At 56.0% G+C, this 19,155-nt stretch carries 17 protein-coding genes; 9 read left to right on the top strand and 8 right to left on the bottom strand.

Translation table 11 applies throughout. From position 1 onward, the window contains the following. Positions 1–81: 81 nt before the first annotated feature. The 4 genes from TH25_RS07660 to TH25_RS07645 all read right to left on the bottom strand — a co-directional run bounded on the left by TH25_RS07660 (position 82) and on the right by TH25_RS07645 (position 4,238). Entirely contained in the window at positions 82–1,509 is a 1,428-nt protein-coding gene (locus TH25_RS07660) for an ABC transporter permease (protein WP_114087841.1), read from the bottom strand. Then, positions 1,506–2,231, bottom strand: a complete 726-nt coding sequence (locus TH25_RS07655; protein WP_220151366.1) for an ABC transporter ATP-binding protein — start codon at positions 2,229–2,231, stop codon at positions 1,506–1,508. Before TH25_RS07655 ends, TH25_RS07660 begins: the two co-directional genes overlap by 4 nt. 1 nt (position 2,232) lies before the next feature. Beyond that, on the bottom strand, positions 2,233–2,676 hold the full coding sequence (locus tag TH25_RS07650; protein ID WP_114087840.1) for a twin-arginine translocation signal domain-containing protein: 444 nt from the start codon (positions 2,674–2,676) through the stop codon (positions 2,233–2,235). Positions 2,677–2,750: 74 nt separating this feature from the next. Further along, complete coding sequence (locus TH25_RS07645) at positions 2,751–4,238, bottom strand: alkaline phosphatase family protein (RefSeq protein ID WP_114087839.1); 1,488 nt, start codon at positions 4,236–4,238, stop codon at positions 2,751–2,753. Between the two features lie 115 nt (positions 4,239–4,353). On the opposite strand from TH25_RS07645, the gene TH25_RS24725 reads away from it, so the two are divergent. From TH25_RS24725 to TH25_RS07635, 3 genes are all read left to right on the top strand, one after another. Next, entirely contained in the window at positions 4,354–4,563 is a 210-nt protein-coding gene (locus TH25_RS24725; RefSeq protein WP_147252997.1) for a hypothetical protein, read from the top strand. Between the two features lie 237 nt (positions 4,564–4,800). Next, on the top strand, positions 4,801–5,238 hold the full coding sequence (locus TH25_RS07640) for a DUF1178 family protein (RefSeq protein WP_114087838.1): 438 nt from the start codon (positions 4,801–4,803) through the stop codon (positions 5,236–5,238). Positions 5,239–5,784: 546 nt separating this feature from the next. Continuing rightward, positions 5,785–7,107: a GGDEF domain-containing protein gene (locus TH25_RS07635; protein ID WP_147252996.1), complete on the top strand. Its 1,323-nt coding sequence runs from the start codon at positions 5,785–5,787 to the stop codon at positions 7,105–7,107. A 40-nt stretch (positions 7,108–7,147) separates the two neighbouring features. Here the strand turns inward: TH25_RS07635 and TH25_RS07630 are convergent, their stop codons facing one another. The 4 genes from TH25_RS07630 to TH25_RS07615 all read right to left on the bottom strand — a co-directional run bounded on the left by TH25_RS07630 (position 7,148) and on the right by TH25_RS07615 (position 9,814). Then, a complete protein-coding gene (locus TH25_RS07630) occupies positions 7,148–7,687 on the bottom strand; it encodes a GNAT family N-acetyltransferase (RefSeq protein WP_114087836.1) in 540 nt (179 codons plus the stop codon). A gap of 30 nt (positions 7,688–7,717) precedes the next feature. Continuing rightward, positions 7,718–8,248, bottom strand: coding sequence for a GNAT family N-acetyltransferase (locus TH25_RS07625; RefSeq protein ID WP_114087835.1), 531 nt, complete (start codon positions 8,246–8,248; stop codon positions 7,718–7,720). A 30-nt stretch (positions 8,249–8,278) separates the two neighbouring features. Then, a complete protein-coding gene (gene ubiG, locus TH25_RS07620; RefSeq protein ID WP_114087834.1) occupies positions 8,279–9,034 on the bottom strand; it encodes a bifunctional 2-polyprenyl-6-hydroxyphenol methylase/3-demethylubiquinol 3-O-methyltransferase UbiG in 756 nt (251 codons plus the stop codon). A gap of 120 nt (positions 9,035–9,154) precedes the next feature. Continuing rightward, positions 9,155–9,814, bottom strand: coding sequence for an HAD family hydrolase (locus tag TH25_RS07615; RefSeq protein ID WP_181847470.1), 660 nt, complete (start codon positions 9,812–9,814; stop codon positions 9,155–9,157). Positions 9,815–10,142: 328 nt separating this feature from the next. Between TH25_RS07615 and TH25_RS07610 the strand changes: the two genes are divergently transcribed. From TH25_RS07610 to hisS, 6 genes are all read left to right on the top strand, one after another. Next, positions 10,143–11,363 carry an aspartate kinase gene (locus tag TH25_RS07610; RefSeq protein WP_114087832.1) on the top strand — a complete coding sequence of 407 codons (1,221 nt, stop codon included), beginning with the start codon at positions 10,143–10,145 and terminating at the stop codon, positions 11,361–11,363. 418 nt (positions 11,364–11,781) lie between these two features. After that, positions 11,782–12,810, top strand: a complete 1,029-nt coding sequence (locus TH25_RS07605; protein ID WP_114087831.1) for an NAD(P)H-dependent flavin oxidoreductase — start codon at positions 11,782–11,784, stop codon at positions 12,808–12,810. Between the two features lie 5 nt (positions 12,811–12,815). Beyond that, positions 12,816–15,095 carry a phosphoenolpyruvate--protein phosphotransferase gene (gene ptsP / locus TH25_RS07600; protein WP_114087830.1) on the top strand — a complete coding sequence of 760 codons (2,280 nt, stop codon included), beginning with the start codon at positions 12,816–12,818 and terminating at the stop codon, positions 15,093–15,095. Positions 15,096–15,263: 168 nt separating this feature from the next. After that, positions 15,264–16,517, top strand: coding sequence for a helix-turn-helix domain-containing protein (locus TH25_RS07595; RefSeq protein ID WP_114087829.1), 1,254 nt, complete (start codon positions 15,264–15,266; stop codon positions 16,515–16,517). Between the two features lie 174 nt (positions 16,518–16,691). Next, the gene (gene ispG / locus TH25_RS07590) at positions 16,692–17,804 is read left to right on the top strand and encodes a flavodoxin-dependent (E)-4-hydroxy-3-methylbut-2-enyl-diphosphate synthase (RefSeq protein WP_114087828.1); all 1,113 of its coding nucleotides are present in this window, start codon (positions 16,692–16,694) and stop codon (positions 17,802–17,804) included. A 106-nt stretch (positions 17,805–17,910) separates the two neighbouring features. Further along, entirely contained in the window at positions 17,911–19,152 is a 1,242-nt protein-coding gene (hisS, locus tag TH25_RS07585; protein WP_114087827.1) for a histidine--tRNA ligase, read from the top strand. Positions 19,153–19,155 lie beyond the last annotated feature (3 nt).

The following is a 19,155-nucleotide window of genomic DNA, read 5'->3' as shown; positions in this document are numbered from 1 at the left end:
GGCTGGTATGAAAAGCAAAAAGGACCGGGTTGAATGCCGGTCCTTTCTTTTTTTAATGGTTAATTGTTGTGCGCCGGTAACTTAACTGCCGCGGAGCGCATCGACCACCGGTTTGCGATAGAGCATGAAGGCGGGCACCAGGGCCAGGGCAAAGCCGATCAGGATGAAGCCCGCCGCCAGGGTCAGTTCCGGGGCGGCGATGGTGGCACGCATGGCCATGCCGGTTTCGGCGGTAAAGGCCTGCGATACCGCCTGTGCCACCGCCCAGCCCAAACCAAGGCCAATGGCAGCCCCAAATACCACAAGCGTTGCGACATAAAGCCAGATCGCGCCGAAAATATAGGATTTCGGTGCCCCCAAAGCCCGCAGAACGGCAAACTGTTTGCGGTATATTTGCATCAATGCCAGAACGGCGGCCAAAATGGCGGCCACCACCAGCGCCTGGGTGCCCAGCGCCATCCAGCGCATAACGCTACTGGCATTGCCAAGCATTTCATACATTTCAACCAGCACTTCGGCGGGGAAAAAGGCCATGCTGTGATCGGTACGGTAGCTTGAGCGCAGGCTATAGGCGCCGGCCACGGTTTTGGGATGCACCACCATTGCCGGAACCCCGGGCAGGTCTACCCCATCGAACGGCGGGCCGAGTTTTACTGCATGGTCGGGGTGATCTTCGTCATCATGATCATGTGCCTCACCGGGCGCGTGATCGTGTTCACCGCCGTGTTCATCATGATGTGCGGCACCGTGGTCTTCATCATGGTCATGATCCTGAGCAGCGGCTGCACTGGCACCGTTATCATGGTGGTGATCATGCTCATGATCATGCTCATCATGGGCATGGTCGTCGTCGTGATCTTCATTATGCTCATGGTCTTCATCGTCGGCATGGCCGGTTCCAAGGGAATGAACCTCCCATACCTGTTCAACAGGCACGACAATGGCACTGTCCCAGGGGGTTCCCGTGGCTTTCATCCGGCCAACAACCTTGATGTTAACGCCGTGATGATGGTGTTCTTCGGCCTCGATACCATGCCCGTGGGCGGGTTCAAAGCTGTCGCCAATTTCCAGCGGCACGGCAACGCCGATCACGGCTTCTTCGTGATCGGCAAACATGGTGCCATCTTTCAGGCCGCCGGAAAGATAATCGACGAATTGCGCTGTGGAGCCAACAATGCTGTGATTGTGCCAGGAATCGCCAAAGGCCAGCGGGGCGGCAAAATCCACCCGGTCATCGGAAAGCAGTTTGGACCAGACCGGCCCTTCGAGCAGATTGACTGCCGAGGGGCGCAGAAAGATCGTATTCATGACAATGTCGGTCTGGCTGCCAGGTGCGGCGACAAGAATGTCGAATTTATCCGCCGCATGGGCGCTGCCCTGGCGCAGGGCACGTTCCTGGGCGGTAATGCCCACACCAATCGCCACGGCAACCGCGATCAGGAGGACAAACAGCAGGTTCATCACCCAGTGCCGGCGCAGGCTGGCAAAAACAATCGGAAACGGGTTCATGCGGCCTCGTTTTCAGTCAGAAGCTGACCCTTGTCGAAATGCAGGACACGCGGGCAGCGATCAATGACGGTATGGTCGTGGCTGACGATGATCAGGGTGCGGTGATTGTCGCGTGCATTGGCAAACAGAATATCGGCGCAGTTTTCCGCCGCGTCCCTGTCAAGGCTGGCGGTGGGTTCGTCGGCCAGCAAAATGGGCGGATCAAAAAGCAGGGCACGGGCAATGGCAACACGCTGCTGTTCGCCACGGGATAAATCGGTTACGGAGCCGCGATTGGTTGGAACGCCAACAAGGTTCAGCAGGTCAGCCGCGCGTTTACGCAAATCGACCGGGACGCGCCAGCCATGAAACCCGGCCGGAAGTAGCACATTTTCCAGCGGCGAAAGCTCGCCGATCAAATGGAAATCCTGAAAAATGAAACCGACATGTTTGCGACGCCAGGCATCGCACGCGCCTTCGGACAGGGCGGTAATATCGGTTTCGCCCCAATGGATGGAGCCTTTGCCGGGCCTTAACAGCCCGGTCAAAAGATAAAGCAGCGATGACTTGCCAGAGCCCGATGGCCCGGCAACGCCCAAAATCGTGCCCGGTGCCACAGCCAGATGCGGCAGGGAAAGAATGGGTGTTTCCTGACGGGGAAAGCGCAGGGACAGTTCGCTGATGTCAAGGGCGGGGCTGGAGCCTTTACCCAAATTTGCGGTATCGGATGCAGATTGTGCCATGTCAGACGATCTCGAAGGTTGCATCAACCAGCCGCACCATGCTGACAAAGCCGGTGCCGGCGTCTTTGGCGACACCCAGTTCAAGGATGCCGCTGGCGAGGATGGGACGGTTGAAACGCACGGCGTCGAGTTTTTCGCGCATGCGGACGAAGACAATGTCGTTGGGCCAGTCGGCACTGGTTTCGCAAAACGGGCAAACCGACATCGGCATTTTGGTCAGGACAAAGAAATTGGCATCCGCCTTGAGCGGCGGGGCCATAAAACCGGGAATGTCGATTCTTTGGCCCTGAAGGTCGCGGGCCCGCTGGGAGAATTCGTCCTGGGTTTTGTAAATGTCGCGAATTTTAAGGCTTTCGGCGGCGTGCGCGGCGGTAAGGGTTCCGGTTGCGGCCAGGCCGACCAGCGCGGCGCTGCCTGCCAGGAAATGACGACGGTCAATACGCATGAGAATTCCTCCAAAGCAGAAAGCCGGTCGCACCCAAAAAGAGCGACCGGCCTGAAAGACGGGCTTTGACCGGCTTAGTCAGCCAGTTGCTTTTCGATCTCGGCAGCGTGATCCATCACATGATAGATCAGGTTCTGTTCGACAACGCCGTGGAACAGATAAGCCGACGGACCGGTGGCAAAGATGGCAACATCGTCACCCGCATGGGTTTCGCTGCTCAGCGGGACCAGGGCCTGTTGCAGGAAGTCCGGGTCCTGGGTGTCAACATCGCTCAGGTCGGCGCGCGGTGCATCAACCAAAGCACCCGGGCCGTTCATGTAGCCAAGGGTGGTGTAAGGCTTGCCATCGTCGCCTTTTTCCTCGGACAGACCCAGGATCGGGTTGCCGCGCTTGGAATAGCCGGAAATGGTCATGGTGTGGCTATGGTCGGCGGTAACGATGACCAGGGTGTCTTCGGTTTTGACCTTGGACAATGCCATTTTAACGGCATCATTCAGCGCAACGGTATCACGCAGGGCACGATAGGCATTGCCGGCATGATGGGCATGGTCAATACGACCGGCTTCGACCATCAGGAAGAAACCCTTGTCGTTCTGCGACAGCATGTCGATGGCTTTTTCGGTCATTTCTGCCAGGCTGGGTTCGCCACCGGCATCCTTTGCACGGTCGGCTTCATATTCCATGTGCGACCGGTCAAACAGGGCCAGAACGTGCTTTTTCTTGGCCGGGTCAATTGCCTTGAACTGTTCTTCGTTCCAGACAAAAGCCCCTTCATCGCCATAACGTTTGACCCATTCGGCGGTCAGGTCGCGGCCATCGGTACGCTGGCCGGTTTTGCCCTTGTCTTCCGGGTCGGCCATTGTTTTATCCATGAACATGCGGCGACCACCGCCAAAGGCGACTTCAAAACCGTCACCGGCGGGCCATGCGATGAGCTGGCTGGCAATGTCGGGGCAGCCATCCTTTTTGGCTTCTTCGGTCAGGTCGGCATCGCTTTCCCAGTTGCGGTCAGCGGTGTGGGCATAAACGGCCGCCGGGGTGGCATGGGTCAGACGGGCGGTCGAAACGATCCCGGTGGACATGCCCAGCAGTTCGGCGCGTTCCGCAAGCGAGGTGGTCGGCATTTTAAGCTGTGCGGCACAGTCTTTGCGTTTGACGTCGCCCGAAACACCGATGGTGCCGTTATTGGATTTAACGCCGCTCATCATGGCGGATGCGGTCGGGGCGGAATCGGCGATCTGGCCGTCATTGGTGTAGGTTTTCGACAGGGCCACATTCGGGAACTGACCAAAAACCAGGCTGTTGCTTTCGCCGTCAACACCGCGCATCTGGCCTTCAAAAATGCGGGCTGCGGTGACGGTTGGAATGCTCATGCCATCGCCAACAAACAAAATGATGTTTTTTGCCTTGTTGGTGTTGGGTTTGTCGGCCAGCTTCAGTTGCAGGTCCTGCTGTGCCTGGGTGTAGTAAGGATTGTCTGCCTGCGGCAGTTTTTCTGCGGCAAATGCCGTTGTTGTGCACAGAGTGCTGGCAAGGGCCGTGGCCCAAAGTACGCGTTTCATCAAATAACCCCCTTTGTGAAACTCTAAAGAGAGAACAGATCCCCCTTTATTCGTGCCGGGATTATAAAAACACTATGCAACAGTTATGTGACGGAACGGTTATCGGATCGTGACAATGAATGGCGTTATTATTCAAATTGATTGCAGGATTATATTGAAGCGTAACAGAAGGTTCTTCGGAGAAAATTCTGGAGAAAAATCAATAAAAAGGGCGGGGATTGATGAAAGAACGCTCAGGGAGAAGGGATATTTTTTTCCAGTTGTGCCGCAGTTTGGCGGGTGTTTTCTTTGTGTGAAATCAGGGAGAGGAATAATTGGACTTTAAATGATTAAAGGTGAATTGTTTTCGATATTATGTTAATTCAAGGTTGTTTTGGTGTTGCCGTCTCGCCCGTAGGGAAATGGTGGTTGCGATCATGTCGGGCGGTGATGCTGTTATTGTTTTATATCGAAATAGCGCGCTGTCTGCGTGGTAGTGCTGGTCTTTTCCGGTAAAATTGCCATATATCCTATATCGTCTTTTTCGTTACAGATGTTTCACACGACTTGACCAAACGCGATCATGATTCTGTTTCAGTTAAAATGTAACCATGACCATGAATTTGAAGGCTGGTTTCGCGACAGTGCCACCTATGAGGCGCAATCCTCCGGTGGTGAGCTGTCCTGCCCGGTTTGTGGGTCGGACAAGGTGGGCAAGGCCCTGATGGCGCCCCGGTTGCGCACGGCCCGGCAAAAGGAAAATGCCGAGGAAAACCGCAAAAAGGCGGTCATTGCCGAAGCCACACAAAAAGCTCTGAGCGAATTACGGCGCCAGGTTGAAAGCAATTGTGAAAATGTGGGTGCCGGTTTTGCCGAAGAAGCCCGCAAGATCCATTATGGTGAAACCGAAAAGCGCGGCATTTATGGCGAGGCAACCCTTCAGGAAGCGGTTGAACTGGTCGAGGAAGGAATTGATGTGCATGCCCTGCCGTGGGGCGATGACAAAACGAAAAAGAACTGACGATGGTGTGATGTCATCGTAATTTTGCAATTTGCCATTTGCCATTTGCCCGATTGGGTTGCACCTGCTTAAAGAAAGACACGAACACGTCAAAATCCCGTATTCCGCGATGCCATCGGTGCTTCACGCGAGGCGGTAAAAGAAAAGGTCATGGTGAAAGCCTGCCTTTTTACGGTAAAATGGTCCATGCTGCCTGATTTTGACACGTTTGCGGGAGGCGAGACACGCTAGGCATCTATGGCAGGTAGGGTTTCGATCACGACTACGACTGTGACGTCGCGGCACGATATAGGGTCTATCCTCCTTTGATGCGATGATTTTGACGGTTGTTGGGAATTGCGTCAGGTAAGCTGGTGTTTTAGAGCCTGAGTTGCTGTCCGGTTGGCGGCGGGCGATAATCGGGGGCTTTGTGTGCGGGAAATAGGATTTTCATCTTCGGGGAACACAAATTGGTCCCGGTTTGTCGTTTCTGCCAGAGGTGCGCTGATTGTTGCAGCCACGGTATTTGCCCTGTCTCTTTTCGGTATTTTAACCCGGCCAGATCATATGTTGGCAGCCCTGTGGCCGGCCAATGCGATATTGTCTGCGATTTTGGTCCGCAACCGGCAACTTGACAGGCTTTTGGTGTGGCTGGCGGCGGCTGTGGCCTATGTCGGGGCTGATATTATCACAGGTAGTTCTGTGGTGGTGTCGCTGTTGCTTGCGGTTGCCAACCTTTCGGGGGTGATGGTCGCCGTGGTTTTGCTCCGGCGTTTGCCAAACGAGGATAAAAGCCTGCTGCGGCCCCTTTCGATCCGTTATCTTTGTGTCATCGGATTTTTTTCCTCTGCGACGTCCGGGGCGATCGGGGCGGTGGCTTCGGTGCTGTTTTTTGGCAGCGAACCGGTCATGGGTTTTTTGTTTTGGGCAAGTGCGGAATTCGCCAATTTTGTCGTGATTCTGCCTTTTGCCCTCACGGTGTCGCTTCGGGCTCATGTGCTGCGTGACGTGATCATGATGTGGCGTGGCGCGCCTTCGGCCTGGGAGAAAATAAAGCCCTATGCCCCGGTTTTGGGCGTTATTTTAAGCCTGCTTCTGGTGCAATTTGTGGGCGGGCCGGGGGCGATTGTTTTTCCGGTGCCTGCCCTTTTGTGGTGCGCACTGGTTTATCCTTTGCAGGTGACGGCCTTTATTATTTTTCTGGTCTCGCAGTCGCTGATTTATGTGCTTGAATTCAACCTTGTCTATAATCTGCCGACCAATATGGATGCCTATTGGGCCGTGGTTTCGACCCGGCTGGGTATTGCGCTTCTGGCAATCGGGCCCTTGACGGTCGCCAGCATTAATGCGGCGCGCACTGTATTGCTCTCGCAGCTTGATCATGCCGCGCATCATGATTTTCTGACAGGGCTATTGTCACGACGGGCCTTTGTGAACCAGGGCAATGAACTGGTGGTTCGCCTTGCGGCCGAACAGCATAATCTGTGTGTTGTTCTGATTGATATTGACCATTTCAAACAGATCAATGACAACCACGGCCATGCTGCCGGGGATATTGTTCTGGCCGAGGTCGCTGATATTCTTCGCCGGCATGTGCAGGAACACGACCTGATCGGACGGTTGGGCGGAGAGGAATTTGCGCTGTTATTGCCTTATGTTTCCCTGCAGGAGGCCGAACATATTGCGCAGGAAATTCGCAATGCCGTTGCCGGGGCAAGCATTTCCGGGATCGGCAACAAGGCCGATGCCCGGTTTCGCATTACCATCAGCGCCGGGATTGTCTGCCGTAAAATGACACCGTTTTCCAACCTGGACCACCTGATTTTGGAAGCTGACAGATTGATGTATGAAGCCAAGCGGGCGGGGCGCAACCGGGTTCTGACATCGTGATGTCGTGATGTCGTGGCATTTTGTTATCTGATGGGGAATTTCAGGGGTGATTGCCGCCCTTGAGCCAGTCTTCCCGGTCAAGGCGCACCAATGGGGTGCCTTCGGCATGATAGGCTGTTGTGATGCCGTCATCGCGCAGGCCGCATTTTTCCAGAACATGGCGCGATGCTGCATTTTCCGGATCAAAGGTGGCGGTAATGGTGGCAAGTTTAACCGTGGTAAAACCATAATCGATCAGGCAGCGGGCAATTTCGGTGGCATAGCCTTTGCCCCAGTGCGGTACGCTCAGGCGGTAACCAACCTCTACGTCGCTTTTGTCTGGCAGCGGGCGCAGGATGCCCAGGCCAATAACCTCGTTTGTGTCGCGCAGGCGCACGCCCCACACCCCCAAAACCCCGTTATCCTGTAACAGGATTTTGCGTATGCTGGCTTCGGCGGTGGCGTAATCCGGGCTGGGTTCGCGAATATAGCGCATGACCCGTTCATCCATGCTGGCATGTGCCAATGCCGGAACGTGATCTTCGCCAAAGGGTTCAAGAACCAGGCGGTCGGTCGTCAGTCGGGGTTGCTGGTCGGACATCGGAATTCCTTTTCATGTGTCACAGGCACCTTACGCGTGCGCTGCTTGCCACTGCTCGCGGGTGACTATCATGATCGGCTTGGCGCTGCCACCATGAATGGCTGTCGTGCCTGCATTTATCATCCCGCATTTTTCCAGCACCCGGCGCGAGCCTTGATTGTCGTCCTGATAAATCCCGCAAATGGCAGGCAGGTTTAGCGTTGCAAAACCATAATCGACAATTGCCAGGGCCAGTTCGGTGGCATAGCCCTTGCCCCAGCTTTGACGTGACAGGCGATAGCCAATTTCAACGGCACTTTCATCCGCCAGCCAGCGCAGCAGGCCGCGCCCGATAATGGCGTGACTGGTTTTTTCGCGAATACCCCAATTGCCCACAATGGCCGGACCGCCAATTTGGGCATCGTGCAGGCGTTGACGGGCAAATTCCATCGTCGGGCTGGGCGGGCGGATATGGCGCATGACATCTGCATCCATGTCCATTTCGCACCAGGCCTGAATATGCTCGGGCGTGCCAAAAGGTTCCAGAACCAGCCGGTTTGTTTCAAGATGTGCGATCGTCATGGCAGGAGCCCGTGATTGATACCCCGAAGGTCAGCCCTGTGACGGTTTGACTGCCATCGCCAGATAGTTGATGTCCAGATCACGTGGGGCGGGCAGCCATTTATCCTGAACCGGGTTATAGGCGATGCCGGTAATATCGGTCAGTTGCAGGCCGCAATCGCGAATATAGCGCGAAAGCTCCGAGGGTTTGACGAATTTTCGCCAGTCATGCGTGCCAGCGGGCACCCAGCGCAGCACATATTCCGCCCCGATTTTTGCCAGGGCGAGTGATTTGAGCGTGCGGTTCAATGTGGCAATGAACATGATGCCGCCCGGCTTGAGCAGGGCAGAACAGGCCTGCATGAAAAAGGCCGGGTCATCAACATGTTCGATGACCTCCATATTCAAAACAACATCAAACTGGCGACCTTCATCGACGATGGATTCCGGGGTGCCCAGGCGATAGTCTATCTCAAGCCCGCCCTGCTGTGCATGGACGCGGGCGACATTGATGTTGTTTTCGGCAGCATCAAGTGCGGTCATATTTGCCCCCAGGCGCGCCATCGGTTCGGACAGCAGGCCCGCCCCGCAGCCGACATCAATAATATCAAGGCCTTTAAGCAGGTTGATGTCGCTGGTATCGCGGCCAAAATGCGCGGCAATATGATCGCGCAGCAATTGCAGGCGCACCGGGTTGAATTTGTGCAGCGGCTTCATCACGCCTTCCGGGTTCCACCATTCGTCTGCCATGGCAGAAAAACGCGAAATTTCGTCAGGGTTGGCAGTGCGGTTTGCATGGGCTGACATGGCAGGGCTCCGGCGGGCAACAGATAACAGAATTGATCCTTGCCCTGTTTACGCGGCCCGCCCGCACGGCGCAACCATATGCTTTGATCCAAACGGTTTTTCGCGCAGGGACAGGGGAATTTATGCGGTCAGCAGGGCGGGCAGTTCGGCAAGGGATTTGATGGCACAAATGCCATCGGGCACGCCGTTTTCGTGCCATTGAGCAAACGACCACGGGCCGCGCAGCAACCACACGGCCTGCAGGCCGTTTTCAAGGGCCGGGTAAATGTCATTATCCAGCCGATCGCCGACATAAACGATATTTTCCGGGGCGTAACCGGTTTGATCGACAATAGCGTGGAAAAAGGCCGGGTCCGGCTTTTTGCATTTCAACCGGGCCGAGCTTGAGAGCCAGTCGATCTGGCAGGGCAGGTTTGCCAGAATTTGTTCGGATGACGCTGGCTGATTACCGCAAATGCCAATTTCGTGGCCGTCGCGGGCCAACTGCGCAAGGGCGGGCAGCACATCTTCATAAAGGTCATCAGCGGTAAACGACAAAAGATCGGGGCGACGCCAGGGTTCGCCCGGGATGGCGGAAAACTCGCTCAGTTGCTTCAGGATCGCCGCGAACCCGAAATTGCGCGCAAGCGCAATGCCTGCTGCGGCCGAGACGGTAAAAGGCGGCAGGTCAAGATGCCCGGCAATGCGATGCCAGATGGCCGTTTCGCTGACAAGGGTTTCCCCGACATCAAAAATGATCATGGTTTTCCCGATGGCAGCGGGTGGGGGTGGCAGGGGCATTTGGGGCTCCGGAATACGGGAATGGGGCGACGCCAAGGTTAGTTTGGCGATTTTATCTTTCCTGCATGATAATTTCATAGTTGTGCGGGATTTAGCCAGCGTTTATGCGTTATTTTAAGCTTTGCGAAAGATGATTGTTTAAAAGTTGCGTTCGCGGGGATTAACAATGCCTTCATGCTTGTTTCGCAGGCGTTATGGCAGTATTGATATCGCCGCCTTGATCAGGGCCTGTCTTTATGGCGGGTTTGCAAGCTGTGTAACTGGCGGAAACCAAAGACCTGGCATTTCGACTGGCGAGATGTGCAGGCAAGCATAACGGGGAATTTTCATGGCCCGTATTGTCATGAAGTTCGGTGGCACATCCGTCGCCGATATTGAAAAAATCAGGAATGTTGCCCGTCGCGTCAAAAGCGAAGTAGATGCTGGCAACCAGGTTGCGGTTGTTGTTTCGGCGATGTCGGGCAAAACCAACGAACTGGTTGGCTGGGCCGATGCCATATCCCCGCTTTATGACGCACGCGAATATGATGTGATCGTCTCGTCGGGCGAACAGGTGACGGTTGGCCTGCTGGCGATGGCGCTGCAAAGCATGGATGTTCCGGCACGGTCCTGGCTGGGTTGGCAAATTCCCATCAAGACCGATGGCGCCCATGCCAAGGCCCGGATCAGGGAAATTGACACCACCGAACTTGATAAACGCCTTGATGGGGGTGAAGTGGTGTGTGTGGCCGGTTTCCAGGGCATTGCACCGGATAACCGGATTACCACGTTGGGGCGTGGCGGGTCCGATACATCGGCGGTGGCGCTGGCCGCGGCCCTGAAGGCGGATCGTTGCGACATTTATACCGATGTGGATGGTGTTTACACCACCGACCCGCGTATTGTGCCCAAGGCGCGCAAGATCGAAAAAATCACATACGAAGAAATGCTGGAACTGGCATCGCTGGGGGCGAAGGTCCTGCAAACCCGTTCGGTCGAGATGGCGATGAACCATCGCGTGCGGGTGCAGGTGCGATCCACCTTTAGTGATGCAGAAGGTACACTTGTTGTAGACGAGGACGAAATCGTGGAACAGGAAGTCGTTAGCGGAATTGCCTATAGCCGGGACGAAGCCAAGATCACCCTGGTGAAGGTTGCCGACAAGCCGGGAACGGCGGCCACCATCTTTGGCCCGCTGGCCGAAGCCAATATTAACGTTGATATGATCGTTCAGAACGTATCGGAAAACGGCAACAGCACGGATATGACCTTTACCGTGCCGCGCGGCGAATTCCAGCGGGCGCTGAAGGTGATTGAAGGCAATCGCGATAAAATTGCCTATCAGGAACTGTTAAGCACGTCGGATGTCACCAAGGTGTCGATCATTGGTGTTGGTATGCGGTCCCATGTGGGGGTTGCGCGCAAGATGTTCGAGACGCTTTCGGAAAAGGGCATCAACATCCAGGTGATTTCAACCTCTGAAATCAAGGTCAGTGTTCTGATCGCCGAAGAATATACCGAACTGGCCGTACGTGCCTTGCACACGGCCTATGGTCTGGATGCCGAATAAGCTTTTGTGACACCGCCTGGTTGTGTTTGTGGCCCGGGCGGTGTTACATGATCCATAATTATAGAATATCGGGGCTGGAACATTTTGTTGCGGCCATTATGATGATTATGGGTGCAGACCCTGAAATATGATTGAGGGGTCGCCCGAATTTGTGCGGATGGGCGAAGGATCGCCCTGGCAAGACGGGTGTCTTTCGGGGGAGCAAGATCGCAGGCCGTGCAAATCCGGGCGATCCGACGGATGGTCCGTCTGGCAGATCGCGACGGTATTTGATGCCGTAACCGGAATAAATTGCCTTTCTCAGGGCTTTTCCCCGATGTTGACTGTCATGCTGACTGTCCAGCCGGTGATATTTTCAGGACTGTATCCTCTCGGGAACCACGCAGTGTCCTGCATTCCTAAATTGGGGTAAAACTATATGAACGATCCGAAATTTGCGGCAGCGCGCAACCGCCTGGAAAAACTGTGGGCGCCCGGCAAGCAATTCCTGGGTACCGAATACGCCATCATGGCCGGTGCGATGTCGTGGGTTTCCGAACGTCATCTTGTGGCTGCGGTTTCAAATGCGGGTGGTTTTGGCGTCATTGCCTGCGGGTCGATGGGGCCGGAACTGCTGGAAGCCGAAATTGCCGCCACCAAGGAAATGACCAGCAAACCGTTTGGCGTTAACCTGATTACCATGCACCCGCAGCTTGACGAGCTGATTGCAGTCTGCCGCAATCAGAATGTTGGTCATGTGGTGCTTGCGGGCGGGTTGCCGTCCTCCGCGTCGATCAAGGCGGTCAAGGAATTTGCCAAGGTCGTCTGTTTTGCACCTGCACTGGTGCTGGCAAAAAAGCTGACCCGCTCGGGGGCGGATGCCCTGGTGATCGAAGGCAGCGAAGCGGGCGGGCATGTCGGCCCGGTATCGCTAACCGTGCTGGCACAGGAAATTTTGCCCGAAATTCGCGATGTGCCAATTTTTTGCGCCGGCGGGATTGGCCGGGGCGAAGCCATTTCATCGCTGCTGGAAATGGGCGCTGCGGGGGTGCAGGTAGGCACACGCCTTGTTTGTGCCAGCGAATGTATTGCCCATCCTGCTTTCAAAAAGGCTTTTATCCGGGCCAGTGCGCGTGAAGCCGTGACCACCGTACAGCTTGACGACCGTTTTCCGGTGATCCCGGTGCGTGCCCTGACCAACAAGGGCACCGAAGCCTTCATGAATGTGCAGCGCGAAGTGATTGAAAAATTCCGCGCCGGTCAGTTGGAACAGGGGGCTGCCCAACTGGAAATCGAACATTTCTGGGCGGGTGCGCTGCGTCGCGCCGTGGTGGACGGGGACGTTGAAAACGGATCTGTCATGGCGGGGCAATCGGTGGGTATGGTAAAGAAAGAACAGCCGGTTTCTGAAATTCTGGCTGATCTGGTCGATCAGGCGGTTCAATCCTTCGTACAAAGAGACATTTAAATCTGATGAGCATTTCGCCCGCCGCAGTTACCGGTCCGCGTCGCCTGTTAAAACGGGTGCGCGATGTGATGGCCGGACCAGGCAGTGCAGAAGAGCGCCTGGGCAAGATCGTAACCATCATTGCAGCCGACATGGTTGCCGAGGTGTGTTCGGTCTATGTGATGCGCGCGGGCGAGGTGCTTGAACTGTTTGCCACCTGTGGTCTGGCGGCCGAGGCCGTGCATCGCACGCGCCTGCGCACCGGCGAGGGGATTGTCGGTTATGTGGCGGCCCATGCAAGGCCGCTTAATTTGCGCGATGCCCAATCGCACCCGAATTTTGCCTACCGCCCGGAAACCGGTGAAGAAATTTACCATTCCATGATTGGCGTGCCGATTTTGCGCGGGGGCCGCATCATTGGCGTGCTGGCTGTGCAAAACCGGACCGAACGCCAATATACCGAGGACGAACAGGAAGCCCTGGAAAATGTCGCGATGGTCCTGGCCGAAATGGTGGCCGGAGGGGAACTGGTTAATCGCGATGAACTGATCCCGGCGGATGGTATTGCCCTGTTGCCCCTCCGCCTGTCAGGCGCGCGGTTGGCACCGGGTATTGGCAAGGGCACGGCGGTTTTGCATGAACCGCGCATCGTGATTGACCGCATGGTCGCCGAAGACCCGCAGGAGGAACTGACCCGCCTGCGCGAGGCCATGCGCGGGCTGCAAAAACATCTTGATCGCATGGTTGAAGCTGTCGGATCCATTGATTTGGGTGGGGGCGAGGATACGGGGGATATCCTTGATGCCTATCGCATGATCGCCAAGGATACCGGCTGGCTGAACCGCATTACCGAGGCGGTGAATACCGGGCTGACAGCCGAAGCCGCGGTGCAAAAGGTGCATGACGATACCCGTGCGCGCATGGCCCAGGTGACAGACCCCTATTTGCGCGAACGCCTGCACGATCTTGAGGATCTGGCAAACCGGCTGTTGCAGCATTTGTCCGGACAGTTTCAGTCGCCGGCATTTGGCAATCTGCCAGATGATATTATTCTGGTGGCGCGTAATATCGGCCCGGCGGAATTGCTTGATTATGATCATACCCGGTTGCGGGGCCTGGCCCTGGAGGAAGGGTCGCATACATCGCATGTCGCCATTGTGGCCCGTGCCCTTGATATTCCGGTGCTTGGTGGTGTAAAGGGGGTTCTCGACAAGGTTGAAGGTGGCGACCCGCTTATTGTTGACGCCGATAACGCGCAATTGTTCGTCCGTCCCAGCGAGGATGTGCGATCGGTTATCGACGGGGCCTTGAAAGCACGGGCGGAACGCAAGGCGCTTTATGCGCGAATGCGTGATTTGCCGGCGCAAACCCGGGATGATGTGAACATATCGCTTAACATCAATGCCGGGCTGTTGATAGACGTGCCCCATGTCATTGAAAGCGGTGCGGACGGAATTGGCCTTTATCGGACCGAGATACCGTTCATGGTGCGATCTGCCATGCCCGATATCGAAGATCAGACAAGGCTGTATAACCGCATCTTTGACCAGGCCGAGGGGCGACCGGTTGTTTTTCGGACTCTCGATGTGGGCGGTGACAAATTATTGCCCTATTGGCAGGATATGACCGAGGAAAATCCGGCAATGGGCTGGCGGTCGATCCGGATCACTCTGGACCGGCCGGCGGTTTTGGTGCACCAGTTGCGTGCCCTGATCCGTGCGGCCCATGACCGGGATTTGCATGTCATGTTCCCGATGATCGCAGAGGTGGCAGAATTCAGGGCTGCCAAACAACTGCTTGATCGGCAGCTTGAACGTGAGGCAGGACGGGGTTTTGTGCCGCGTTCGGTCAAGGTTGGGGCGATGCTGGAGGTTCCGGCCCTGATCTGGCAGGCAAACAGCCTGTTGGGCCAGGTGGATTTCCTGTCGGTCGGGACCAATGACCTGTTGCAGTTCATGTTTGCCGCAGATCGCGGAAATCCGCGTCTTGAAGGTCGCTATGACACATTGTCGCCAGGTGTTTTCACGTTTTTGAAACACCTTGTGGAATTGTGCAGTGACCGGAATGTGCGCCTGACCATTTGTGGAGAAATGGCCGGGCGTCCGCTCGAGGCGATGGCATTGATCGGATTGGGGGTCCGGCGTTTGTCAATGGCGCCGGCATCGGTTGGTCCGGTCAAGGAGATGGTCAGGAGTATGAATGCAAGAAGTGTTGAACAATATGTTCTCTCGCTCCTTGATAGCCCAGGCAAAAGTCTTAGGTCCGGTCTTAAGGCTTTCGCAATAGATCATGGTGTAAAACTTTAAAAACAATCGCTTTTGGCTGGGGTATTTGCTAGTTTGTTGCTGGATCGTAACGTGGGGGTGCGGGAGTTGGCGATCGGAAAGCGAAAGGAAGATCATTTGGATGTGCCACCAAGAGGGCGTTTGCGGTTCAAGCCGCTGCCCGGAAGTGTACCGTCAAATGATATGAGTATGGAATCACAGGCTAATTTGAACGCTGAAAAGACGACGGTTGGCAGGTTGCTGCGGCATACGCGCACGACACACGGGCAAAGCCTCGAGGGTGTTGCGCAACTGTTGCGGATTCGCAAAGTCTATCTTGAGGCGATTGAAAACAGCGATTATGACGCTTTGCCGGGCGGGCCGTATGGTCTTGGCTTTGTCAAGGGATACGCCGAACATCTGGGACTCGATGGCAAGGAAATCGTCCGTCGCTACAAGGAAGAAAGCAATGCGCCTGCCGTGCGCAGCGAATTGAGCTTTCCCAAGCCGGTTCAGGAAAGCCGGGTGCCCGGCGGCGCGATGATGCTGATTGCGGCCGTGCTTGGCATCTTTGCCTATGGCGGCTGGTATTATCTTTCAAGCCAGGGCAAAACCATTGCCGATCTGGTCGAGCCGCTGCCTGAAAGCATGAAAATGGATGGTGCCGTTCCTGGAGAATCGGCACAGGTCGCCACCGGAAATGGTGCCCCGGATCGTGAGCGTACGCTGGAAAATGCGGCCGAAGCCCATGCTGCCGAAGTTGGCCCGTCATCCTCGGGGCAGCGGATGGGGCCATCCCCCTCGGCCCAAGCATCCGAAAGCATGAATGACCAGGCCTCTGGTACGGTTGAAGGCATGTTTGCCGAACCTGATGCGAGCGAGACCGGAGATGTCGCCAGCACTGGTGAGGCCACGACGACCGCGCGAAATACCGGACCGGCGACTGCCAATGACATGTCTGCTACCCCCAATGTAGCAGCAACTGACGCAGCCCCGGCGGCGGGCCAGGCCGCAGCGCCGGTCGATCAATCTGCGCCGGTGGCATCGGATCAGGCGAATATCCCGGTTCCGCCGCGTGCGCCCAATACCCCGCAAACGGCAGGCACACCCGAGGTGGCATCTGTTCCCGCCGCACCCGAAGTGGGGGATGCCGGTGGCGGGCGTGTTTTTGGTGCCGTGAATGCCGATAGCCGCGTGACCATTTCGGCCAATGAAACCAGTTGGGTGCGCATTCGCGAGGATGACGGCAATATTCTGCTGACCCGGATGCTCAGTGCCGGTGATGTTTACCGTGTTCCCAATCGTCCGGGCCTGAAGCTTGAGGTCGGGAATGCCGGGGCGCTTTCGGTCAGCGTTGACGGGGCCAAGAGCCTGCCGGTTGGCGCTTATGGTCAGGTTATTGCGGATTATTCACTGAATCCGGATGATATTCTGGCCTCGGTAGCCGAGAAAAAGACCCAGTAACCCCTTGTTACGGGCGTAAAAATACAAAAGGCGGCCTGACCCCGGGCCGCCTTTTGCATGACTGTCATAAAAACAGTTTGAAAAACCTGTGCGGAACGGTTTCTTCCGCGCGGGGGATAAGCTATATACAGGCCTGAAGATCACCGTGTTCCAACAAAGGCTACGGGTCCGCAAATGAGTGTCCGCCCCTATCGTGATATTGAACGCCGCGTCAGCCGCAAAATCCGTGTTGGCAAAGTAGAGGTTGGCGGGGATGCGCCGATTTCGGTGCAATCCATGACCAATACCCTGACCACGGATGTGGCGGCCACGGTTGCGCAAATCCACCGTCTGGAAGAAGCCGGTGCTGACATTGTGCGCGTTTCCTGCCCGGATCAGGAATCGTCGCTGGCGTTAAAGGACATCGTTAAACAGGTTAGCGTGCCCGTCGTTGCCGACATTCATTTCCATTACAAACGCGCGATTGAAGCAGCCGAAAGCGGGGCGGCCTGTTTGCGCATCAATCCCGGTAATATCGGTTCGACCGACCGGGTGCGCGAAGTGGTCAAGGCCGCGCAGGATCATGGCTGTTCGATGCGTATTGGCGTGAATGCCGGGTCGCTGGAACGCGAATTGCTTGAGAAATATGGCGAACCCTGCCCGGAAGCGATGGTGGAAAGTGCGTTAAACCATGCGCGCATCCTTGAAGACCTTGATTTCCGCGAATTTAAAATTTCGGTCAAGGCATCGGATGTGTTTTTGGCGGTCGCTGCCTATTACGGCCTGGCCGAAGCGTGCGATTACCCGCTGCATCTGGGCATTACCGAGGCCGGGGGTCTGCGTGGTGGAACGGTGAAATCCGCTATTGGCATGGGCAACCTTTTATGGGCCGGGATCGGCGATACGTTGCGTGTGTCGCTTTCGGCCGATCCGGTCGAGGAAATTCATGTCGGGTTTGATATTTTGAAATCACTGGGCCTTCGGACCCGGGGTGTGCAGATCATTTCCTGTCCGTCCTGTGCACGGCAGGGCTTTAACGTGGTTGATACGGTGGCCGAGCTGGAAAAGCGCCTGGCGCATATTTCAACACCCATTTCGCTGTCGATCATTGGCTGCATTGTCAATGGCCCCGGCGAAGCCCGCGAAACCGACATTGGCCTGACCGGCGGCGGTGGTGGCAACCACAAAATGTATATTTCCGGCCGTCCGGACCATAATGTGAGTACCGAAAAGATGGTGGATCACATCGTGGAACTGGTCGAGGAACGGGCGGCAAAAATCGAAGCCGCCAAGGCCGCCGCAGAATAGCAGGCGATAGCGCAATTAGGGCTTTCCGCCATCCCGGCGGAAGGCTATTTTCGTGCGCAGGCATCCGGCCTGATTTGGAAAACAGCAAAAATATCGGAGATACAACGTGGCATCGCTTCAACCCGTCCGTGGCACACATGACCTTCTACCCGAAGATAACCGGGTACAGGACCATATTGCGGAAACTGCCCGCGCCATTGGCGAGCTGTATGGTTATCATCGCATGACCACGCCGATTTTTGAGTTTACTGACGTTTTTGCCCGTACCCTTGGCGATACGTCCGACGTTGTGACCAAGGAAATGTATACCTTCGAGGATCGCGGCGGGGAACGCATTACCCTGCGCCCGGAAAATACCGCCGGGATCGCGCGGGCCTATATTTCGAATGGCATGCAGCAGATGTCGCCGGTGAAGGTGTGTTATTACGGGCCGATGTTCCGCTATGAACGCCCGCAAAAGGGCCGCCAGCGCCAGTTCCACCAAATCGGCGTGGAATTGCTCGGTGTTGAACAGGTTGCTGGCGACATTGAAGTGATTGCCTATGGGGCGCATATCCTCAAGGCGCTGGGGCTGTGGGATAACATCACCCTGGAGCTGAACACCCTGGGCGATCCGGAAAGCCGGGCGGCGTACCGCGATGTGCTGGTGGATTATTTTAAAGGCCATTTTGACAAGCTGTCGGAAGACAGCCGCAACCGCCTTGAGAAAAACCCGTTGCGCATTCTGGATTCCAAGGATGAAGGCGATCGCGAACTGGTGGCAAATGCGCCGATGTTTGGCGAGTATTTAAACGACTATTCAAAAACGTTCTTCAAACAACTGACCGACGGTCTGGGCGATATCGGGATTAATTACCAGCTTAACCCGCGTTTGGTGCGCGGGCTGGATTATTATTGCCATACCTGTTTTGAATTTGTCACCAGCACACTGGGTGCGCAGGGCACGGTTATGGCCGGTGGCCGGTATGATGGCCTGATTTCAACAATGGGTGGCCCGCAAACAGCCGGTGTGGGCTGGGCCGCTGGTGTTGAACGCCTGGCGATGATGGTGGAAAATGTGCCTGCCGCGCCGCGCCCGGTGGCGCTGGTGCCGATGGGCGATGCCGCCGAAAGCCGCTGCCGTGCGCTGGCACAGCAACTGCGCCAGGCCGGCATTGCCGTCGAGCTGGGGTATTCGGGCAATATGAAAAAACGCCTGAAACGGGCCGACAAGGCAAATGCCAAAATGGCCGTGATCATTGGTGACGACGAACTGGCAAAAGGCATTGCCGTTTTGCGTGACCTGGATGCAGGCGAGCAACAGGAAGTTGCGATTGACAGCCTGATTGGTGTGATTGGCAAGAGGTGATGA

The organism is Thalassospira profundimaris (assembly GCF_003326755.1).
Taxonomy (GTDB): Bacteria; Pseudomonadota; Alphaproteobacteria; order Rhodospirillales; family Thalassospiraceae; genus Thalassospira; species Thalassospira profundimaris_B.
This window is presented reverse-complemented; position numbering and strand designations above follow the sequence as displayed.